Raw genomic sequence first — 20,625 nt, 5'->3', positions numbered from 1 at the left:
GCTCGCTCTCGCCCGGGAGGGCCGGCGCCTCCACCTCGCCGGGCGGACCGCGGTCACCGCTTGMCSSWCSRYMCSKSYCSCGCGCYCGCGGCGGACATCCCACCGGACCGGACGCCGAACACCCGAGCGGACCCGAACGGACCCGAAGGGACCCGAACGGCAGTGACACGGCTGGGGGTCAGCGTTCGGGTGTAGTGCGCACGAGGGCGTCCCACGAGGCCATGGCGGCGTCCACCACCGCGAGGAGATCGTCCCGCGAGGCACCGTCCCGTGACTGGACGGAGAGGCCGAAGAGGACCGTCGCGTAGAACGCGGCGAGGGCGCGGGTGTCCGTGCCGGCCGGTACGTCGCCCTCCGCGACGCCGCGGTCCATCCGGTCGCGGAGCGAGCGCTCCATGGCGCGCCGGTCGTCGCACAGCAGGCTGCGGACGGCCTCGTGCTCCGGAGCGCAGTTGGTCGCGGCCAGCACGATCATGCAGCCCGTGGGGCTACCGGGCTCCGTGTAGACGAGCGCGTTGCCGCGGAGCGTCTCGCCGATGGCCTCGCGCGCGGTGGCCGCCTCGTCGAGGGCACGCGCGGTGACGCCGCCTTCGGTACGCCCGTAGAGCTCCACCGCCTCGCGGAAAAGCTGCTCCTTGGAGCCGAACGCGGCGTAGAGGCTGGGCGGCCTGATGCCCATGGCCTCGGTCAGTTCGGCCAGCGAGGCCGCCTCGTAGCCCCGCTCCCAGAAGACGCGCATCGCCTGTCCGAGCGCGGCGTCCCGGTCGAAGGCGCGCGGCCGTCCACGTCCCGCTCCCATCCGCACTCACCTCTTCTGTAGCGCTCGGTATCGAAAACCCTTGACGCCCGAGGATACTCGGGGCTTAATTATGAAGCGCGCGCTACAGAATTAGGCCGGGCGACGGCCACGAACCCGAGTGAGGACTGCCATGACCGCCACACCGCAGGACCGACCCGCCACCCATCTCCCGCTCAGCGGCACGAGCGCCCTGGTCACAGGGGGCAGCCGAGGCATCGGCGCCGCCATCGCCAGGCGACTGGCGGCCGACGGAGCGGACGTCGCGCTGACGTACGTCAGCGCGGAGGAACGCGCCAAGGAGGTCGCGGAAGACATCCGCGCCCTCGGCCGCCGCGCCCTGACCCTCCAGGCGGACAGCGCCTCCCCCACCGAGCCGGTGGAGGCCGTGCACCGCACGGCCCGCGAGTTCGGGCGCCTCGACATCCTGGTCAACAACGCGGGCATCTTCCCCTCAGGGCCGCTGGAGGACATCACGCTCGACGAGATCGACCGCACCCTCGCCATCCACGTCCGCGCCGTACTGCTCGCCACCCAGGCGGCCGTCGGTCACATGCGCGAAGGCGGGCGCGTCGTCACCATCGGCAGCAACCTCGCCGAGCGCGTACTCGGCAGCGGCATCACCCTCTACGCCGCCTCCAAATCCGCGCTCATCGGCCTGACCAAGGGCCTCGCCCGCGACCTGGGCCCCCGCGGCATCACCGCCAACCTGGTCCAGCCCGGCTCCACGGACACCGACATGAACCCCGCCGACGGCGACGCGGCCGACGGACAGCGCGCCTTCTCCGCTCTCGGCCGGTACGGCGCCCCGGAAGGCATCGCCGCGATGGTCGCCCACCTGGCGCACCCCGACGCGGGCGGCACCACCGGCGCGGCGTTCACGGTGGACGCGGGCACCAACGCGTAGCGCGTACGCCCCCCGACCCACCCACGGACCTGGTACGTCGGCCGGATCGCGCTGCCCGGCCTGCGCGTTTCACCGGACGACCAGGCAAGGTCTCGCGACGCGACGGAGTGCCCTCAGGGAGTTCTTCGCGCCTGGATGCCGTCGAGGAGGTAGGCGGTGCGGCGGTCGTAGTCCTCCCGCCGTGGGCGGGTTGTGTACTTGAGGACGAGCGCGCTGTCGTGGAGGAGCGCATGGAGGTCACCGGCGGTGAACTCCGGCCGCAGCGCGCCGGAAGCCCGGCCCGCGGTGATGAGCTCCTCGTTGATCTCGCCTCCCGCCCGGCAGATCTCCATGAGGCTCTGCGCGTCGGGGTAGGTCTGCAGCATGGTGTCGACGGTGGCCGGCTGACGGTACTGCAAGTCGCGGATCGCGGTGACGTAGTACGTCAGCCGCGCCCAGGCGTCGTCGATGGCACGGGTGCGGTCGATGATGGCGTAGATCTCCGCGGCGACGACCTCGGTGATGACGGCTTCGATGAGGCCGATCCGGCCGCCGAACCGGTTGAAGATCGTGCCCTTGCTCACCCCCGCCGCCTTGGCGACCTCTTCCAGCGGCACGGACAGGCCGCGGCCCTGGAAGGCACCGATCGCGGCCTTGCGGATCTGCTCGGTATTGCGCTGGGCGTCAGCGCGCAGCCGAGGCTCCGCAGACGCCGCTCCGGCCGCACCGGCCCTCACCCGACTCCGCCTCCCGCTGTCGCCGCCCAACTTGACTCGCTAGGTCAGTTTACCTACGGTCGTCGGCGGAAGCGAAACTGACCCATGCGGTCAACTTAGCGGGAGGCCATGTCATGATCGTCGTCACCGGCGCCACCGGCGGGCTCGGCGGTGCCACCGTCGAGCACCTCCTCACGCGCGTGCCCGCCGACCGGATCGCCGTCAGCGTCCGCGATGCCGCGAAGGCGCGGCATTTCGCCGACCGCGGTGTCCGGGTGCGGCAGGGCTCCTACGAGGAGCCGACCGCGCTGCGCGACTCCTTCGCCGGCGCCGAGCAGGTGCTGGTGGTGTCCGGCAACGATCCGGCGGCCGACATGATCAGCCTCCACCGCAACGCCGTCGAGGCCGCCGTCGAGGCCGGCGCCCAGCGGATCGTCTACACCAGCCAGCAGGGCGCCGTGGCGGGCAACCCGTACCGGCCGTCGGAGTTCCACATCGCCACCGAAGCGCTCCTCGCCGAGTCCGGGGTCGCCTGGACCGCGCTGCGCAACGGCGCGTACGGCCCCCTCGACCAGGTGCTCGGCCCCTGGCAGTCGACCGGCGAGATCGTCCAGCCGGAAGACGGCCCCATCCCGTACACCGACCGCGACGACATCGCGGAGGCCACCGCGGTCCTCCTCGCCGGTGACCGCGCCTTCGACGGCCCCCTCACCCTCACCGCGCCGACAGCCGTCACCTTCGACGACCTCGCCACGATCGCCTCGGACCTCACCGGCCGTCCCCTCAAGCGGGTCGTCGTGGAGGACGAGCAGTGGGTCGCCGACCAGGTCGCGAGCGGCGTCCCGGAGCAGACGGCCCGGCTCATCCTCACCTGGTACCAGGCCGCCCGCGCCGGCTACTTCGCGGAGGCCGGCCCTCTGCTGGCCGAACTCCTGGGCCGCGAGCCCCGCAGCGCCGCCGACAGGCTTGCGACCCAGGTCGCCGCCTGAAGCGTGCACCGCAAGGGCGTGCGCGCCAAAAGAGTGTGCGGGGTGCACCGAAAGGGCGTGCGGGGCGAAAGAGTGTGCGGGTCGCGCCGAAAGGGCGAGCAGGGGTGGACACTGTCCGCGGCGTGCGGTCTGCGGGTGGGGGGTGGCTTGCCGCGCAGTTCCCCGCGCCCCTTCGGGGCGCGTCCGTGTTCCCCCCTGCTGCGCTGGGGTCACCGTTTCCCTGCAGCCAGTGCCTCATCGGCCTGCGGGAGCCAGGTGCCGGGCGCCCGCGCGAGCCACCCCTCGCGGGCGCCCGCCCCGCGTGCCGTGTCGGCCAGCGCCGTCAGGCCCGCATGGCGCAGCCCCCTGCGCCACACCATCGAGACGGGCGACAGCGGCACAGGATCGGTCAACGGGCGCAGCACCATGCCCTCGACGCCGGCGAAAACGCTGGTCGCCAGCACCGACCAGCCCCGGCCGCGCACCACCCGCGCGAACTCCCGCTCGCCCTCGATCTTCGGAAAGGGCTCCGCCAGCCTGATCCCGTGCCCGGCGAAGAGGTCGGCGGCGTAGGAGGTCCACTCGGCGGTGCCGGGGTTCCCCGCACCGGCGTACAGGGTCTCCCCCGCCAACGCCGCCACCGGCACCTCCTCGAGGCCGGCGAGCCGGTGCTCCTGCGGCAGCAGGACAGCGACGTGCTCGTACCGCACCAGCCGGTGGTCGAGTCCGCTGAGCGTCTCGCGGGGCAGCCCTGCCACCCGGCCGAACGCCACGTCGAGGCTCCCCGAGAGCAGGTCGCCGGCCGCGGCGGTCAGGCCGCTGTAGTAGCGGGCGACGAACTCGACTCCGGGCGCCGCCTCGCGCGCCGCCTCCAGCACCCGGCTGCCCGTGGAGACGGGCGCGGCGACGTCGACGGTCAGTGGCCGCCCGCCGGCCGCGTCGCCCATGCCGAACGCGGCCTCCAGCGTCTCGTGCGCGGCCAGCACCGCTCTCGCGTACGGCAGCAGCCGCTCGCCTTCCGGCGTCAGCGTCACCCGCCGGGTGCTCCGCACGAACAGCACGGCGCCCAGCTCGCGCTCCAGCGAGCGGACGTCGCGGCTGAGCGCCTGCTGGGCCACGTACATCCGCGCGGCGGCCCGGGTGAAGTGCAGCTCCTCGGCGACGGCGACGAACGCCCGCAGGAGGCGCGGGGAGAGATCACTGGGCATTCGGTGACGGTAAGCGAGCCGCCCACGATTGACCACACATCTGCGTGAACGACGCCTCAGAAGGTGTTGGACCCGGCAGGTGACCTGCGGCGACGCTGAACACATGCCAGTCACCTACCAGCACACCCGGCCGCACCCCGACGCCCGGCGGACCTCGCTCCCCGACCGTACGACGCTGTACGCCCTGCACGGCAGCACCCTCGTCGCCGCACGGCTGCCAGCGCCCTACGAGCGGCTTGCCGCCCCCGGGGCGCGGGCGCGCTCCCCACGCAGTTCCCTGCGGGGTCTGCTCGCGAAACTGTCCCGTCACGGGCGCGGAGGGGGCGGGACGCCATGAGCCGGCACCGCGAAGTGTCCGCCGAGGACGGGCGCTCCCTCACACGGGCGCGCTCCCTCACACAGGGGCGCTCCCTCGCACAGGCGCGCCCCGCACACACACCGGGCGCGCTCCGCACGCGGGACCGCTTACTCGCGGGGCGCGCTCCGCACGCGGGGCCCGCACACTCGCGGGGCGCGCTCCGCACGCGCGACCGCTCACACGCGGGGTGAGTAGTGCTGCGGCCAGTCCCGCTCCTCGGGCAGCGGCAGGTTGCGGGCCGGAGTCTCCACCGGCGGCGCGTGCTCGGAGCGCGCGCCCCGCTCGCGTTCCCATCCGGCCCGCGCCCTGGGATGGAACCGGCGCGCCGGCGGCACCAGCTTCCAGCCCCAGTGGATCAGCCGCCCGATCCTGCGCAACCTGCGCTCGTCCCGCACCGTCCACACGTAACCGAGACGGCGCCGCACGGCAGGCGGGAAGAAACCGACCGTGAACCACACCGAGGCCCGCGCCTGCGGCCCGCGCACCAGCCGCCACACCCCCTCGGGGAGCCACCGCAGCGCGGGCGGCTTCGCCAGCGCCGTCAGATCGAGCACGTCCCTGGTCGGCGTGTTGTCCTCCAGTACCTCGGCGGCCATGTGCCCCCAGTAGGCCTGGAAATCCTCCCAACTGGCCGGCACGGGACGCATGCTCATCCCGTACAGCCGCCACCACCGCACGTGTTCGTCGAACAACTGTCGTTTCTGCGGCTCCGTCAGCCCCGGTCCGAGCCGGTCCGCGACCAGGAGCGTCAACATGAAGAAGGTGGCATGCGCCCAGTAGAACGTGTCCGGGTCCAAGGCGTGGTACGGGCGGCCCTCACGGTCGGTTCCCCTGATGGTGTGGTGGTAACCGCGCACCTGCCGCGCCGTCTCGACCGCGCGCGGCCCGTCGTAGACGACACCGCCGATCGGATACAGCGAACGGAACAACCGCTGCCAGCGCTCCTCGAAGAAACGCGAGTGCTCCGCGACCCCCGCACCCAGCTGCGGATGCATGTTCTGCATCGCTCCGGCCCAGGGCGCCAGCAGAACGCCGCGCCAGTCACCGAAGTACGTCCAGGTCAGCGAGTCGGGACCCAGAGGCTCCGGCAGATCACCTCGGACCATGCGGCGCTCCTTCCGCTCCGGGCGCGGCGGCCCGCTCGCAGCGTAGAGGCCGCGAGCGACGAAATCAGCCCCCCGCGGACGCACCGCTCGCGGCAGCCGTCCGCGCGTCGAGCGCCTTCTTCAACGCGGGCCCGGCGACCCCCGCGCGGGCCGTCAACTCCTTGAGCCGACGACGGTTGCGGTGCCGCACCCCCCAGCTCAGCTCGGGACACAGCCGGGCCAGCGCCGCGAACGAGGCCAGCGCGGCGCGCGACGGCTCGACCCGGTCGACCGGATCGCTGCCCGTCAACGTCGCGACGGCTTCCGCCCGCAGAACGCCCGGAAGCTCCTTGTCACGCACCGTGATCTCCTTGCGGCGCAGCGTCCGGGACGCGACGGCGAGCAGCCCCGCCCTGACCAGGTCGCTCTCGACCGCCAGACACGTGTCCCGGCGCTCCTTCTGCACGAGCGTGTGCCAGCGGCGGGCCCGTGAGTGGCCCTCGATGCCGCGCATGACGCCGTCCAACACGGGATCACCGGTACGACGGCCGCCCCCGGCGGGCCGGGCCTTCCCCCCGTCGTCCTTCAGACACCCTCGCGCCTCGAGCTCGGCCAACGCCGCCGCCCTGATCGCATACCCCAACTCGTCCCCCCACTTCAGCCGCTCCTTCTCGACGTCACACGCCAGCAGGAAGAGCCGCCTCGGCAAGCTGTCCGGTATCTGTTCCATGCCTCCATCACAGCACGCCCCGGAACCTCCGGAAAGAAGCTGATCAACACCCCCCTGTGGAGGGGGTGCGGGGTGGCGAAGCCCCCGCTCACGCGCGGCGAAGCCGCGCAGAAACGACGAAGGCGAGGTGCGCCCACGCCATCCGTGGGCACACCTCGCCTCTCGCCTTCGTGGAGATGGCGGGAATCGAACCCGCGTCCAACGAAGTGGAAACAGGGCTTCTCCGAGCGCAGTCCGCTGCGATTTTCTCGGCCCCGGAGATCACGCGGACAAGTCTCCGACGGGCCCAGTCACTGTGTGATGTCCCGGTAGGCCCCGTGACCGGACCTACGCGGTGAGTTCCCTTAGCTGATGCCAGGAACCGGGGCGGGAACTACCCCGGGCTGACACTTCGCAGGTCGCTGCTCAGGCAGCGAGGGCGAAGGAATCGCGCTTGGTGTTGGCGATTATTTTTTTGCGGCACGTGGTTAACGAGATCATTGCCGCGTTCCTCGGCTCGCTTCCCCTGCTTCGACGTTCGCTGTCGAAACCGATCATCCCCATGTTGAGTTGAGAAACTCTGCCCCGCTGTGAGGGCTGACGCCCATGGTACGTGACCTGTGCGCACCTGTGCCAACCATTTCGCGCCCTCGTCTATTCCGCCCGGCGGCCGGGGGCGCGGCCAGGGGCCCGGCCAGGGACTCGGACCCGGCCAGCGGCCCGGCGGGCCGGCTACCTGGCCATGCTCCGCTGCCGCCGCCGGGCCGCGGACATCGCCCGGTCGGCCTCGCGCCGGTCCTGCTTCTCGCGGAGCGTCTGCCGCTTGTCGTACTCCTTCTTGCCTCGCGCGAGGGCGATCTCGACCTTGGCGCGGCCCCGGTAGAAGTAGAGCTGGAGGGGAACGAGGGTCAGGCCCGTCTCCTGGAGCTTGCCGGTGAGCTTGTCGATCTCCACGCGGTGCAGCAGCAGCTTCCGCTTGCGGCGGGCGGCGTGGTTGGTCCACGTGCCCTGCGCGTACTCGGGGATGTGGACGTTGTGCAGCCACACCTCGCCGCCGTCGATCTGGGCGAAGCCGTCGACGAGGGAGGCGCGGCCCATGCGCAGCGACTTGACCTCGGTGCCCGTCAGCGCGATGCCGCACTCGTAGGTGTCCAGCACCAGGTAGTCGTGGCGCGCCTTCTTGTTCTGCGCGACGAGCTTCCTGGCGTCCTTGTCGTCCTTGGCCTTCGCCTTGGTCCGTTGCGTCTTCATCTTCGCCATAGCCCGGCCATTCTCCCACTACGACCGGGCTTCGAGGCCACTCAATACTGTCCTCGCCCGCTGCACGGCCGCGTCCGTGTCGTGGACGGCGAGGTCGGGTGCCAGGCCCCGGCCCTCCACGTCACGACCTGACGGAGTCGTGTAGTGACCGACAGTCAGCTCGGCGACGGAGCCGTCGGCCTGGTGCTCGGGCATCTGCACGGAGCCCTTGCCGAAGGTGCGGGAGCCGACGACGACGGCCCGCCCCCGGTCCTGGAGCGCTCCGGTCAGCAGTTCGGCCGCGCTCATGGTGCCGCCGTCGACGAGGACGACGACGGGCCGCCGCTCGACGCCGACGCCGCCCGGGCCGCGGTCGTCGTCGCGCTCGGCGTACAGGGCCCGCTGCGTGCCGTGGTCGTCGTACGTGGCGATGAGACCGCCGTCGAGGAAGGCCGATGCCGCGGTGACCGCCTCGTCGACCAGACCGCCGGAGTTGCCCCGCAGGTCCAGGACGATGCCCCCGTCCGCGGGGACCCGCTCGCGGACGGCCTCGCGCACCCGCTCGCCCGCGCCGCGCGTGAAGGCGCCGACCTTGATGTGGGTGACGCCGTCACCCAGCCGCCGGACACGCACGGGCTCGGTCTTCAGCTGTGCGCGCCGGAGCGTGCGGGTCAGCTCGCGCCCGTCGCGTACCAGGCGCAGGGTGACGTGTGTGCCGGGTGCGGCGGCGCCGGTCGGCGAGTCCGGTTCCGAGCCGCGCAGCAGGGCGACGACGGCGGTCACGGGCTCGCCCGCCACCGGATGCCCGGCCACGGAGCGCAGCCGGTCGCCGGCGCGGACTCCGGCGTCGTCGGCGGGGCTGCCGGGCCGCACGCGGTCCACCTCGATCGCGGTACGGCGCCCGTGTCCCGACACGTCCCGCGGCCCGTCCCCGCTGTCGCTCCGCGGCCCAGGTCCGTCGGTACGGGGCCTTCCGCCGTCCCCTCGGGACCCCCCGCCACCCGTGCGGGCCTGGCGTACGGAGATGCCGACGCCGACGTAGCTGCCCTCCAGAGCGCGCCGCAGCTGCGCGTACTCGCGCGCCGTGTAGGCCGCGGACCAGCGGTCGCCGCTGCGGCTGACGACGACGTCGGCGTCGGCGCCGTGTGCCGCGCGCTCCCGCGCCTCGCGCGCGTCCCTGGGCGCCTCGCCCTTGCCGTCGCCGGCGCCGGGCGCCCCGCTCGCGGCGCCGTGTGCCGCCGCGTCGGGGGCGGCGGGGGAGCCGAGGGCGGTCAGCTCACCACCGAAGGAACCGGTGGCGGCGCCGGTCGCCAGCACGCCGACGAACACCAATGTCAGGGCCCCGCGCCGCGACCGGCGCGGGCGCGTATCGAGCAACCACGAGCCTGGCATGGTCCGGAGTGTAGGGCAGCGCGGGGCGCTCTACGGGCGGTTGCGACAAGGGCACCCCGCGTCGTGTGTCACACCTTCAGGTACTTGCGCAACGTGATGAACGCTGCTGCCGCCGGCACCAGAACCCCCACCGCGAGGATCAACGGCAGCACCTTGATCACGGCGTCCCAGCCGATGAAGTTGATCAGCAGGATCTTCTGCTGGAGCCAGTTGTTGATCAGGAAGTACTTGCCGAGCACGAGCAGCACGCACGCGAAACCGGCGCCGATCAGGCCCGCGATGGCCGCCTCCAGGATGAACGGCATCTGGATGTAGAAACTGGAGGCGCCGACCAGCCGCATGATGCCCGTCTCCCGGCGGCGGCTGAACGCCGAGACCCGCACGGTGTTGACGATCAGCAGCAGCGCCACCACCAGCATCAGCGCCATCACGCACAGCGCCGCGATGTTCATGCCGTTGAGGAGGTTGAAGATGTTCTCCAGCAGACTGCGCTGGTCCTGCACCTCCTGCACACCCTGTCTGCCGGAGAACGCCGTCTGGAGGACCTGGTACTTCGTCGGGTCCTTGAGCTTGACCCGGTAGGACTCCTGCATCTGGTCCGCGGTCAGCGAGTCGGCCAGCGGGGAGTCCTTGAAGTCCTCCTTGTAGTGCTTGTACGCCTCGTCGGCGGACTCGTAGTAGATCTTCTCGACGACGTCGAGCTTCTCCAGGTCGGTCTTGATCTCCTGCTTCTGCTGCGAGGTGACGGCGCCCTTGTCGCAGTTGGGGTCCGAGGAGGCGTCGTTCTTGTTGCACAGATAGATGGAGACCTGGACCTTGTCGTACCAGAACCCCTTCATCGTGCTGACCTGCTCGCGGGCGAGCAGCGAGCCGCCCGCCAGCGCGAGCGACAGGGCGACGGAGACGATCACCGCGAAGGTCATCGTGAGATTGCGACGGAGACCGACGCTGATCTCCGACAGAACGAACTGGGCGCGCATGGCGTGCTTTCCTCGGCTTTCCTCAGTGCTGGTATCCGTAGACGCCGCGCGACTGGTCGCGCACGAGGCGGCCGGTCTCCAGCTCGACGACGCGCTTGCGCATCTGGTCGACGATCTGCTGATCGTGGGTGGCCATCACCACGGTGGTCCCCGTGCGGTTGATGCGGTCGAGCAACTTCATGATGCCGACGGAGGTCTGCGGGTCCAGGTTGCCGGTCGGCTCGTCGGCGATCAGCAGCATGGGGCGGTTGGCGAACGCCCGGGCGATGGCCACGCGCTGCTGCTCACCGCCCGAGAGCTCACCCGGCATCCGTTCCTCCTTGCCGCCCAGGCCGACCAGGTCGAGGACTTCGGGCACCGTCTTGCGGATCTGGCCGCGGGACTTGCCGATGACCTCCAGCGCGAACGCCACGTTCTCCCCGACCGTCTTGTTGCCCAGCAGCCGGAAGTCCTGGAAGACCGTGCCGAGCTGCCGCCGCATGTGCGGCACCTTCCAGTTCGACAGCCGTGCCAGGTCCTTGCCCAGCACGTGCACCTGTCCCGTACTGGCGCGCTCCTCGCGCAGGATCAACCGCAGGAAGGTGGACTTGCCGGACCCGGAGGAGCCCACGAGGAAGACGAACTCACCGCGCTCGATCTCCAGCGAAACGTCGCGGAGCGCCGGGCGGTTCTGCTTGGGGTAGGACTTGGAGACGCTGTCGAATCGGATCACGGATACACCACGTCGGCCTGGGTAGGGGCAACGGAAGCCGCGGTGCGGCCCCTGGGGCACCTCCCGCGTTCAGCCGGGGGTGCGGTGTGGGCGACCATACGCGAAGCGTGGCGTGCCGTGCACGCGGCACCGGCGTACGCCACCCGCACCGGTGCCCCCTCATCGGTGCGTCCGCGCTCCACCTGCCTGTTTCTGCGGATGCTTCCGTCACCTGGCAGAGTGGAGTAGAGCACCTATGGGGAACGAATCACGCACGGGTGGCGTTGGCGCGACTGAGGAGGAGTCCGCATGACATGCGACCGACTGGTGTGTGCCAACTGCGCGGGGCCCGTGAGCGAGGGCCGGTGCGCCGTGTGCCGCGCCCACCGCGAGCGTCTGCACCGCGAGTCCCCGCTCGCCAACCTGTCCCCCACCGCGCTGATCGCCCTGCTGGCGACGCTGATAGCCGTGGCGCTGGTGGCACAGAAGGTCGCCACGGCCTGACACGGCGCGAGGCCCGGCGCGGAGCCTGAGCGCGGCGATGGTCTGAGCGAAGCCTGAGCGCGGCGACGGTCCGAGCGAAGCCTGACTGAGCACGGCGACGGTCCGAGCGGCGCGGCGGGTCCGTGCGGGGCTACGAGGACGACAGCGCGCCGGGCCCGGCGGCCCGAAGGCCCCCGAACCCGGCGCGATACGCGTCTGTGCTGTTACGCAGCAGTCGTGCTGTTACGCAGCGGTACGACGGTTGACCATGCGCGGCATCAGGCGGAAGCCGATGCCACCGGCGATCATCGTCGCGGCGCCCACGAGGAGGAACGTCGTCTCGGTCGAACCGGTCTCGGCCAGTTCGTCCTTCGGCGCCTCGGGCTTGCTGTCCTGCACCGGCTGGCTGCCGGCGCTGTCCGGGTTGGCCCCGCCGCCCTGGCAGTTGACGCTGTCGCCGTCGAGCTCGCAGGTGTCGTCGTCGCCACCGCCGGAACCGCCGATGGTCGCGGGCTCCTCGCCGCCACCACCGTTGCCGCCGTTGCCACCGTTCCCGCCGCCGTCGGCGTTGCCGCCGTTGCCGCCGTTCCCGTTGCCACCGTTGCCGTTGTCGCCGCCGCCGTTGTCATCGCCGCCGCCGGGACCGCCGTTGCCGCCCGGGCCACCGTTGCCGCCCGGACCGCCGTTGTCGCCGCCGCCGTCGTCGTCACCGCCGCCGGGACCGCCGTTGCCGCCCGGGCCGCCGTTGTCGCCGCCGCCGTTGTCGTCACCGCCGATGACGGTGCCGCCGATGCCGTTGTCACCGCCGCCGTCGTCACCGCCGCCGATGCCGCCGTCGTCGCCGCCGGAGTCACCACCGGAGTCGCCGCCGCCGATGAGGCCGCCGATGATCCCGCCGATGATGCCGCCGTTGTCACCGCCGCCGCTGGAGCCGCCGGGACCCTCGTCTGTCCCCGCCGCCTGCGCGGCACCCGCCGCGGTCAGCGAGGCGCCGGCCGCGAACACGGTCGCCGCGGCTATGCGCGCGACCCGCAGCCGCGTCTTCGATTTGCTCATGTTCCAACTACCCCCAGTAGCTGTACTCGTCCATGGGGCAGCTGCGCGCGGAGCGCGTCCGCACCGGGCGTGCCGTCGAGGCGAATTGGATTGTCCCCACCCCGGGCTGCCGCCGTTTGCTCACCGGGGCGCTTTCTTCACCCCGTACATGCGCCCCTGACACAGGCATGCCGAGCGAACAGCTTTCCCCAGCTCTCACACGCCCGTCAAGCGAAGACCGGGTGAACCGGCTGACGGAAGGTCAGTCCTGGGTCTGTTCCTGCTGCTTGCGCCAGCGGATTCCGGCCTCCAGGAAGCCGTCGAGATCGCCGTCGAGGACGGACTGGGGGTTGCCGACCTCGTGCTCGGTGCGCAGGTCCTTGACCATCTGGTAGGGGTGCAGCACGTACGAACGCATCTGGCTGCCCCAGGAGTTGCCGCCGTCGCCCTTGAGGGCGTCCATCTTGGCCTGCTCCTCCTGGCGCCGGTGGGCCAGCAGTCGGGCCTGCATGACGCGCATGGCGGCGGCGCGGTTCTGGATCTGCGACTTCTCGTTCTGGCAGGAGACGACGATGCCGGTGGGCAGGTGCGTCATCCGGACCGCCGAGTCGGTGGTGTTGACCGACTGACCGCCGGGGCCAGAGGAGCGGAAGACGTCGATCCGCAGCTCGTTCTCGGGGATGTCGATGTGGTCGACCTGCTCGACCACGGGCAGCACCTCGACCCCGGCGAACGAGGTCTGGCGGCGGCCCTGGTTGTCGAACGGGGAGATCCGCACCATGCGGTGCGTGCCCTGCTCGACGGAGAGCGTGCCGTAGGCGTACGGGGCCTTCACGGTGAAGGTCGCGGACTTGATCCCCGCCTCCTCCGCGTAGGAGGTGTCGAAGACCTCGGTGGGGTAGCCGCGCCGCTCGGCCCAGCGCAGATACATCCGCATCAGCTGCTCGGCGAAGTCGGCGGCGTCCACGCCGCCCGCCTCGGCCCGGACGCTGACGACCGCCTCACGCGGGTCGTACTCGCCCGACAGCAGGGTGCGGACCTCCAGCTCGTCCACCGTCTTGCGGACGGACTCCAGCTCGCCCTCGGCCTCGGCGCGCGCGTCGGCGTCGCCCTCGTCCTCGGCCAGCTCGAAGAGCACCCCGACGTCGTCGATGCGCCCGCGCAGCTCCTCGACCTTGCGCAGCTGCCCCTGGAGATAGGAGAGCCGGCTGGTCACCTGTTGTGCGCGCTCGACGTCGTCCCACAGGTCGGGGGCCGCCGCCTGCTCCTCGAGCGCGGCGATGTCTGACCGCATCTTGCCCAGGTCAAGGACGGCCTCGATCGACTCCATGGTGGAGGAGAGGGACTTCAGCTCTTCGGATACATCGACGACTGCCACGCTCCCCACCCTAACCGCAAGCCGCCACCCCAGGCCTTAGCCCACTTGGGCGTCACGCTCCGCGTTCCGGCGTGCGGTGAGCGTGGTCACGAGGACGTCGCGACGCGCCGGACGGGTGCCGTCGGCGGGGCGCACCGGGTCCACCTCGTGCAGGGTGGCCCGGTCGTCACCGAGCAGAAGGGTGCCCCGCTCGTGCAGCGTGGTGGCCAGCACCTGGGTGCCGTCCGGTTCGGTGACGGTGCTCTGGCCGCCGACCGCGTTCTCCCGGCCGATCATCAGCGAGGTCACCAGCGTGACGCCGTCCCGGTGGCGGCCCTCGGGGGTGGGCTGCCCGTCGGCGTCGGCGGAGGCGACGACCCGGAACGGGTGAACCTTCACGCTCCACTCGTCGGCGTCGTGCAGGCAGGTCGCGACCTGGCCGAGCATCCGGGTCAGCCCCTTGAACAGGGGGTCGGCCACGAAGGCGTCGGTCAGCGGTTCGAAGTGGCGGTCCTCGCCGACGTGCAGCCGGTTGGTCTCCTCGGGCTGCGCGAAGGCCAGGTGCGGCATCGGGCGCAGCGTTCCCGTGCGGTCCAGCAGGAAGTGCCCGTAGCGGCGCAGCCGGTGCGTGCCGTGCCGGGCGGCGTACCCGTCCGCCGCCAGGTCCTCCCAGTGGGAGGCGAAGTGGCGCCAGTCCTCCTCGTCCGCGCCCACGCACCGCGAGAGGGTGGCGGGCCGCATCACGTGGGCCCGCCGGGACAGCAGCGCCTGCCTGGCCTCGGCGACCTCACCCGCGCTCTTCTCCGTCTGAGCACCCGCTATGTCCACCATGCGGCAATCCTCCTACGCGCCTGCCGGGTCCGCATCCGGGCTCTCGGCCCCCGACCCCGCCGGAGCCGGGCCCGGCTCGGGCTGCAACGGCGTCCGCAGCGCCGAGGCCCCCGAACGCCACGCCTCCAGCAGCGCGGCCCCCAGCCGGTCCTCCAGCAGGACGGTGGCGTCGGCGCCGAAGGCGATCTCCGGCTCCTGCGCCGGTTCGCTCGCCAGCAGGCCGCCGATCACCTCGCGGCGCACCACCTGCTCGTGCACGGCGTCGGCCTCCACGTGCTCGTCGTAGAACCGCTCCGCCGCCGCGCCCGCCTCCAGCCTGCGCATCGCCGCGGCCAGCCGGCGGGAGCCCGGTGAGGAGGTGACCTCCACACAGGCGAAATGGCCCACCAGCGCACCGCGCAGCGCCCTGTGCAGCCCGAACAGCGACATCAGGTTGACCAGGGCGAGGGCCGGGCCCGGCGCGGCGTCCAGATAGCGGCCGTAGGCGTCGTCCAGGTCCAGGTCGCGCATCAGGTCGGCGAACAGCCGGGCGTGCACGTCCTCGGCGCGGCCCGCGCCGAACTCGTCGTACTCGATGGCCACCATCGCGGCCTTCTCCGCTCCGGTCAGCCGCGGGATCACCCAGGCGTGCGGGTCGGCCTCCTTCAGGTGGTACAGCGAGCGCAGCGCCGCGTACTCGCGCAGCTGCCACCGCTCGCCGTGGTGCTGGAGGTGGTGGGCGACCCCGCCCTCATGACCGGCCGGTTCGACGGGCTCGACCAGGAGTTCGCCGAAGGCCTCGTCCACGGTGCGCCCCGCGGGCACGTCCCTGCGGAGGGCGGCCAGGAAGTGGTCCTCCAGCGCGCGGCGCACCCGCAACAGGTCGGGGTCCCACTCGCGGTCCTCCGCCACCTGGGCGAAGCCGCGGTAGTGCAGTTCGTAGAGCACGTAGAGGGCCAGGTGCAGATCCTCGCCGTACGGGTCGGCGGTCGCCACCCGGGCAGGGAGGTCGTCCAGATGCCCGCTGCCGCCGGTCAGCGCCGCCAGGACGCCGGTGGACAGGGGTCCGCGCGGCTCGGGGAGCGCGGGGCCGCGCACGGGCGCGGAGGCGTGCGTGGCCGATGTGGAGGCCGTGGCCGCTGTGGCCGACGTCGAGGCCGCCGTGGAGGCCGTCGGGGCCGTCATGGAGGCCGTCGAGGCCGTGGAGGCCACCGGGGTCGGCGTCGAGGCCGTGGAGGCCGCCGAAGTCGGCGTCGAGGCCGTGGAGGCCGCCGAAGTCGGCGTCGAGGCCATGGAGGCCGCCGAAGTCGGCGTCGAGGCCATGGAGGCCGCCGAAGTCGGCGTCGAGGCCATGGAGGCCGCCGAAGTCGGCGTCGAGGCCATGGAGGCCGCCGAAGTCGGCGTCGAGGCCATGGAGGCCGTGGAGGCCGTGGCCGGTGTGGCGTCGGTGGGCCGGGCGGCCTGCCTGGTGGTCGCCGTCATGGGCGCTCCCGTCGTCTCGGCTCTCGGGCGTGCACGGGCTGTCCGTGCCTGCCGCCGCCCGGCCCTCGGGCTCGGAGTGCGTGCCCGGCCGCCGGGTGGGCGGTCAGTCGCCCGAGTACCCGGCCGCGGGTGCGGGCAACGACCCCGTTTCGTCCTCCGCCGTGGCCAGCCAGCCGCCCACGGCGAGCGCAGCGGCCACCAGCGCGGCCACAACGCCTATCTTGAGCCGCCGCCGGCGTTCGGCAACCCGGTGGTGCCGCGCGGAACCGGCCCGCGCCTCCCCCACCGGACGGGGCGCGCGAGCGGTGCCGTGCGCCCCGCCGGCCAGTTCGTCCGCCGCCGGCACCCGCATGCTCGTGTGCGTGTCGCGGTTCGCGTCGGGACCCACCCGCGAGTGGACGAGCGGCACCGCGCCGCCGCTCGCCGCGACCGGAGCCGCACCGGTGGCGGGCCCGTGGGCCGCCCCCTCCCCCTCGTCCTGGTGCTCCTCGTCCTGCTCGTAGCCGTCCTCGACGTGCTCGTCGATGTCGAGCGGCGGCAGCCCCTCCAGCGAGGGCAGCAGCTCACGCAGCCGGGCCGCCAGCTCCACGGCCCGCAGCCGGGAGGCGGGAGCCTTGGCCAGACACTGGTGGACGAGCTGCCACAGCTCGTCCGGAATGCCCGGCAGCGGCGCGACGGACTCCGTCACGTGGCGCCGCAGCACCGCGCCCGGGTGCCCGCCGCCGAACGGGGTGAAGCCCGCCAGCAGCTCGTAGAGCACGGTGGCCAGCGCGTAGATGTCGACGGCGGCGCGCGGCGGCAGCCCCTCCACGATCTCGGGCGCCAGGTAGTCGGGCGTACCGATGATGGAGGTGGCGCGGGTGCGGCTGGGCGAGTCGATGAGCTTGGCCACGCCGAAGTCGGTCAGCAGCGCGGGCGGCGCCCCGCCGGGGCCCTCCAGCGAGAGGGCGTCCAGCAGGACGTTCTCCGGCTTCACGTCCCGGTGCACCAGGCCCGCGGCGTGCGCAGCCGCCAGCCCGTCGGCCACGTCGGCCGCGATGGCGACGGCCGCCTCGGGGGCGAGCCGGCGCTCCCGCTCCAGGCGGGTCCGCAGGTCGGTGCCGCGCACCAGGTCCATGACCAGGGCCAGCTCGTTCCCGTCCACCACCAGGTCGCGGACGCCGACGACACGGGGGTGGTCGAGGTGGAGCAGGGCGCTGCGCTCCTGCACGAACCGCTCGACCAGATCCTGGTCGGCGGCCAGATCCTCGCGCAGCAGCTTGATGGCGACAGGACCCTCGGGTCCGTCGCCGAGCCACACCGTTCCCGCGCTGCCGCGCCCGAGGATCTGGTGTGCCGTGTAGCGACTGCCGATCTTCCTTGCCATGGCGACAAAGCTACGCGGCACGGCGGGCCTTGGGAGCCCCGGATACCGGTAACCGTCACTTCTGCGGGGGAAATCCCCCTTTGGAAGTCGACAAATCCCCAAGGTCGGCGCACAGCGGCCGGGACCGGCCCGTCAGCCGTCGGAACCCGACGAACACCGTCGGACGCCGACGACACCGACGGACACCGACGGACACCGACGGACGCCGTCGGAACCCGACGACCGGTCAGCCGTTGAACTTCGAGAAGAAATCCCCTATCTGCCCGAAGACGTCCTTGGTCGACTCCCAGAAGCTCCTGCCCTGTGCCCACCACTCCGGAACCGGCGTGAAGTTCCAGACCAGAACGCCCGCCACCACGAGTATGACGATCATGAACAGGCAGCCCTTGAGGCAGCCCAGCCCCGGAATCCGCATCGGATTCGCACTGCGCTGCCGCGGCTCACGCTGCGGCCTGGGCTCACGCGGCGGACGCGGCTCCCGCTGCGGCCTCGGCTCACGACGCCGCGGCGGCTGCGGCTCGTAACGCTGCGGAGGCTGCTGCGGCTGCTGCCGCGCCCCGGGATGCTGCTGCCCGCCGTACTGCTGTCCGCCGTACTGCTGCGGCTGCTGCTGCCCGTACGCCTGCTGCCCGTACGGGGCCGGGGGCTGCTGCGGCGGCTGCTGCGGGGCCTGGCGCTGCGGACGGCGGCGCAGCGGGTCCATGCTCGGGTCCAGCGGCTGGAACTGCGTCTGCTCGTTGCGGTCCCGCGCCGCCCGCATCTGGTTCTCCCACGGGTGCGGGCCGTCCTGCTGCGGAGGCTGCCCCTGCGGAGGGTTGCCGGGAACGGGCGGCATCACCTGCGTCGGATCGGCGTTGGGGCCCTGGCCGTGGCCCTGCTGCCCCGGACCCTGCTGCGGGCCGCCCGGGCCGCCCGGGCCACCCGTCTGCGGCATCACGTTCGTCTCCGCCGACGGGTCGTACTGCCCGCCGGGCCCCGCGCCCGCGCCGGACCCGGCGCCGTGCGGGAGCACCTGCGTCGGGTCGGAGTCGCCCGCGCCCGCCCCGGGCGCGCCCCCGGCGAGGGTGCCGGACTCCGGCACCGGCGCGGGCGTCGGGTCGGGCATCAGCAGCGCCCCCACACCGAGCGCGGCACCGGCCGCCTGCGGAGTGGCCTGCGCACCGATGCCGTCCGCGACCGTCCGCAGCCCCCGGGCGAGGTTGACGGCGCTGGGCCGCTCGTCCGGGTTCTTGCGCAGACAGCGCTCGATGACCGTCCACAGCGGGTTCGGGATGTTCGCGGGACGCTCGGGGTCCTGCGCCAGATGCTGGTGCAGCACCGCGAGCGCGTTGTCGCCGCTGAACGGCGGACGCCCGGTGACCAGCTCGTACAGCACGATCCCCGCGCCGTAGATGTCCACCGCCGACGTCTGCGGCCTGCCCTCGGCCGACTCGGGAGCCACATAGGCCGGGGTGCCGACGAACTCCTGGGTACGGGTCAGCCCCGGCGAGTCCGCCAGGCGCGCGATACCGAAGTCGGTCAGCATCGGGCGCATGCCGTTCTCGTCCTCGGTGAGCAGCACGTTCGCGGGCTTGAGATCCCGGTGCACCACACCGTCCGCATGGCTCGCCGCCAGCGCGTCCGCCACCTGCGCGGTGACCAGACACGCCGCGATGGGCGAGAACGGGCCGTTCTCCCGCAGATAGCGATGCAGGTCCGGGCCCTCAATGAGATCCATCACGAGCGCGAGGAGATCGCCCTCGACCACGAGATCGCGGGTTCTGACGATGTTGTGGTGCGTCAGCCGCAAAAGGACGGAGCGCTCCCGCAGGAACCGCATCACCACATCCGGGTCGCCCGCCAGCTCCTCCTTGAGGACCTTGATCGCGACGGTCTCGCCTGGCTGCCCGGCCACCGCCGCCTCGGAGCCCGCCGTCTCCCGCTGGCGGGCCCGCCAGACGGTGCCCGTGGCGCCGCGCCCCAGCGGCTCTTCGAGCAGGTACTTGCTGCCTACCGGCCGCACGTCATGCGCTCCCTGGTCTCGTACTGCTATCCCGCCCACAATAGTGCCGCCCCGGAAGGCGGGGCCCGACCACGCACGCGCTCCGGGCACGCGGGAGCCGGGGGGCTCCCCGGGAAGACGCACACCCGGTACCGATGGTTGCGGTGCGCGCTCCCGATGCGTAAGCAGCCACCCAAAAGCGCTCCGCAAGGGGCACGAAACGGCCGCTCCGTGGTGGCCGACGAGATCTGTTCGGGCTCTCCTTCCCGTCTTCAGTCCCTCCATGGCCGCGCGGGAAAATTTCCTCAGGTCGTGACGGGTCGTGGTAGACCATCACACGCCGTGATTGACAGTCCGGAGGCCCGCGCGGACCGCTCCGAAAGGCGGGGCGCCGGGGGCGGCGGCGGCAGGGGTGCGGCACGACGGCCCCCTAGCCACAGCTGTCCGGCTCCGCGAATGCCACGATCACAGTCCCGAGTCGGATCGACGCGCCCACGGGCTGTCTGCGGGATGCCGTCGCTCAGGACGCTGGAGTCCCGGTCAGGCTTCACGGCCGGGCGGGGGCGCTTTCGTCGTTTCCGCGGGCAGTGGCTAGTCTCGGGTGGCGCCCTCGGGCCACACCACGTCGACCGGCACGCCGGTACGGCACGCGTAGTCGACAACGTCGGCTGTCCCGCCGTGGCCGCGGGCCGGTTGCTCGTCCCACACCGCGACGAGCCGGTCGACCAGACCGACGAGGATCTCGCTACCGGCCATGTGGGCCTGCGACGTCGATTCGCGCATGCCGGTGTGATGCACCTCGGCAGCTCGCGCGAGCAGCTTGTCGTAGGTGGCGTGGTGCGACGCGGGCAGCCCCTCGCAGTACTGCTCGGCGGGAATGACCACCTCGATTCGGCCGCCGCCGCCGAGCACTGCCTCGGCGAACCACGTGTCGGGGCCGTCCGCGAGGCAGCTCACTCCGATCAGCTCGGCGGGGTCGTACTTCCGCAGCTCCACGTCGAGAGCTTCGCGCACCATCCGCTCAACCTGGGCGGACAGTCCACGGTGCCCGGTGATCCCCAAACGCACAGTTCTTGCCTCTCC

Annotated in this window: 20 protein-coding genes and 1 other RNA gene; 4 read left to right on the top strand and 17 right to left on the bottom strand. The window is 72.3% G+C overall.

Annotation, left to right across the window (positions count from 1 at the left end; genetic code table 11):
- Positions 1-178: 178 nt before the first annotated feature.
- Positions 179-799 carry a TetR/AcrR family transcriptional regulator gene (locus AB8Z75_RS07050; RefSeq protein ID WP_369200513.1) on the bottom strand — a complete coding sequence of 207 codons (621 nt, stop codon included), beginning with the start codon at positions 797-799 and terminating at the stop codon, positions 179-181.
- Between the two features lie 130 nt (positions 800-929).
- On the opposite strand from AB8Z75_RS07050, the gene AB8Z75_RS07045 reads away from it, so the two are divergent.
- Positions 930-1,703: an SDR family NAD(P)-dependent oxidoreductase gene (locus tag AB8Z75_RS07045; protein ID WP_369200512.1), complete on the top strand. Its 774-nt coding sequence runs from the start codon at positions 930-932 to the stop codon at positions 1,701-1,703.
- A gap of 113 nt (positions 1,704-1,816) precedes the next feature.
- Here AB8Z75_RS07045 and AB8Z75_RS07040 read toward each other — a convergent pair whose 3' ends face one another.
- A complete protein-coding gene (locus AB8Z75_RS07040) occupies positions 1,817-2,419 on the bottom strand; it encodes a TetR/AcrR family transcriptional regulator (RefSeq protein ID WP_369200511.1) in 603 nt (200 codons plus the stop codon).
- A gap of 113 nt (positions 2,420-2,532) precedes the next feature.
- On the opposite strand from AB8Z75_RS07040, the gene AB8Z75_RS07035 reads away from it, so the two are divergent.
- A complete protein-coding gene (locus AB8Z75_RS07035) occupies positions 2,533-3,387 on the top strand; it encodes an NAD(P)H-binding protein (RefSeq protein ID WP_369200510.1) in 855 nt (284 codons plus the stop codon).
- 209 nt (positions 3,388-3,596) lie between these two features.
- Here the strand turns inward: AB8Z75_RS07035 and AB8Z75_RS07030 are convergent, their stop codons facing one another.
- Positions 3,597-4,574 carry a LysR family transcriptional regulator gene (locus tag AB8Z75_RS07030; protein ID WP_369200509.1) on the bottom strand — a complete coding sequence of 326 codons (978 nt, stop codon included), beginning with the start codon at positions 4,572-4,574 and terminating at the stop codon, positions 3,597-3,599.
- Positions 4,575-4,677: 103 nt separating this feature from the next.
- Between AB8Z75_RS07030 and AB8Z75_RS07025 the strand changes: the two genes are divergently transcribed.
- Positions 4,678-4,911 carry a hypothetical protein gene (locus tag AB8Z75_RS07025; protein ID WP_369200508.1) on the top strand — a complete coding sequence of 78 codons (234 nt, stop codon included), beginning with the start codon at positions 4,678-4,680 and terminating at the stop codon, positions 4,909-4,911.
- Positions 4,912-5,108: 197 nt separating this feature from the next.
- On the opposite strand, the gene AB8Z75_RS07020 is transcribed toward AB8Z75_RS07025, so the two are convergent.
- From AB8Z75_RS07020 to ftsE, 7 genes are all read right to left on the bottom strand, one after another.
- Complete coding sequence (locus AB8Z75_RS07020) at positions 5,109-6,038, bottom strand: oxygenase MpaB family protein (protein WP_369200507.1); 930 nt, start codon at positions 6,036-6,038, stop codon at positions 5,109-5,111.
- 64 nt (positions 6,039-6,102) lie between these two features.
- Complete coding sequence (locus AB8Z75_RS07015) at positions 6,103-6,747, bottom strand: GPP34 family phosphoprotein (RefSeq protein ID WP_369200506.1); 645 nt, start codon at positions 6,745-6,747, stop codon at positions 6,103-6,105.
- 168 nt (positions 6,748-6,915) lie between these two features.
- Positions 6,916-7,288, bottom strand: a transfer-messenger RNA (tmRNA) gene (gene ssrA, locus AB8Z75_RS07010).
- Between the two features lie 170 nt (positions 7,289-7,458).
- The gene (smpB, locus tag AB8Z75_RS07005) at positions 7,459-7,986 is read right to left on the bottom strand and encodes an SsrA-binding protein SmpB (RefSeq protein WP_114013799.1); all 528 of its coding nucleotides are present in this window, start codon (positions 7,984-7,986) and stop codon (positions 7,459-7,461) included.
- 18 nt (positions 7,987-8,004) lie between these two features.
- Positions 8,005-9,357: a S41 family peptidase gene (locus AB8Z75_RS07000; protein WP_369200505.1), complete on the bottom strand. Its 1,353-nt coding sequence runs from the start codon at positions 9,355-9,357 to the stop codon at positions 8,005-8,007.
- A 68-nt stretch (positions 9,358-9,425) separates the two neighbouring features.
- Positions 9,426-10,337: a permease-like cell division protein FtsX gene (gene ftsX / locus AB8Z75_RS06995; protein ID WP_369200504.1), complete on the bottom strand. Its 912-nt coding sequence runs from the start codon at positions 10,335-10,337 to the stop codon at positions 9,426-9,428.
- Positions 10,338-10,359: 22 nt separating this feature from the next.
- On the bottom strand, positions 10,360-11,049 hold the full coding sequence (gene ftsE / locus AB8Z75_RS06990) for a cell division ATP-binding protein FtsE (RefSeq protein WP_114013802.1): 690 nt from the start codon (positions 11,047-11,049) through the stop codon (positions 10,360-10,362).
- A 288-nt stretch (positions 11,050-11,337) separates the two neighbouring features.
- Between ftsE and AB8Z75_RS06985 the strand changes: the two genes are divergently transcribed.
- Entirely contained in the window at positions 11,338-11,532 is a 195-nt protein-coding gene (locus tag AB8Z75_RS06985) for a hypothetical protein (RefSeq protein WP_242751452.1), read from the top strand.
- Between the two features lie 222 nt (positions 11,533-11,754).
- Here the strand turns inward: AB8Z75_RS06985 and AB8Z75_RS06980 are convergent, their stop codons facing one another.
- The 7 genes from AB8Z75_RS06980 to AB8Z75_RS06950 all read right to left on the bottom strand — a co-directional run bounded on the left by AB8Z75_RS06980 (position 11,755) and on the right by AB8Z75_RS06950 (position 20,610).
- Positions 11,755-12,567 (bottom strand): LPXTG cell wall anchor domain-containing protein, encoded by an 813-nt coding sequence (locus AB8Z75_RS06980; RefSeq protein WP_369200503.1) that lies wholly within the window; start codon positions 12,565-12,567, stop codon positions 11,755-11,757.
- A 241-nt stretch (positions 12,568-12,808) separates the two neighbouring features.
- Positions 12,809-13,924, bottom strand: a complete 1,116-nt coding sequence (gene prfB, locus AB8Z75_RS06975) for a peptide chain release factor 2 (protein ID WP_369200502.1) — start codon at positions 13,922-13,924, stop codon at positions 12,809-12,811.
- 36 nt (positions 13,925-13,960) lie between these two features.
- Positions 13,961-14,734, bottom strand: coding sequence for a 2OG-Fe dioxygenase family protein (locus AB8Z75_RS06970; protein WP_369200501.1), 774 nt, complete (start codon positions 14,732-14,734; stop codon positions 13,961-13,963).
- A gap of 12 nt (positions 14,735-14,746) precedes the next feature.
- Positions 14,747-15,898 carry an iron-containing redox enzyme family protein gene (locus tag AB8Z75_RS06965; protein WP_369200515.1) on the bottom strand — a complete coding sequence of 384 codons (1,152 nt, stop codon included), beginning with the start codon at positions 15,896-15,898 and terminating at the stop codon, positions 14,747-14,749.
- Between the two features lie 400 nt (positions 15,899-16,298).
- The gene (locus AB8Z75_RS06960) at positions 16,299-17,561 is read right to left on the bottom strand and encodes a serine/threonine-protein kinase (protein WP_369200500.1); all 1,263 of its coding nucleotides are present in this window, start codon (positions 17,559-17,561) and stop codon (positions 16,299-16,301) included.
- 226 nt (positions 17,562-17,787) lie between these two features.
- Positions 17,788-19,563, bottom strand: a complete 1,776-nt coding sequence (locus tag AB8Z75_RS06955; protein ID WP_369200499.1) for a serine/threonine-protein kinase — start codon at positions 19,561-19,563, stop codon at positions 17,788-17,790.
- Positions 19,564-20,133: 570 nt separating this feature from the next.
- Positions 20,134-20,610, bottom strand: coding sequence for a hypothetical protein (locus AB8Z75_RS06950; protein ID WP_369200498.1), 477 nt, complete (start codon positions 20,608-20,610; stop codon positions 20,134-20,136).
- Positions 20,611-20,625: the final 15 nt, after the last annotated feature.

Origin of the sequence: Streptomyces sp. PU-14G (genome assembly GCF_041028275.1) — a bacterium.
In the GTDB taxonomy this organism is placed as follows: Bacteria; Actinomycetota; Actinomycetes; order Streptomycetales; family Streptomycetaceae; genus Streptomyces.
This window is presented reverse-complemented; position numbering and strand designations above follow the sequence as displayed.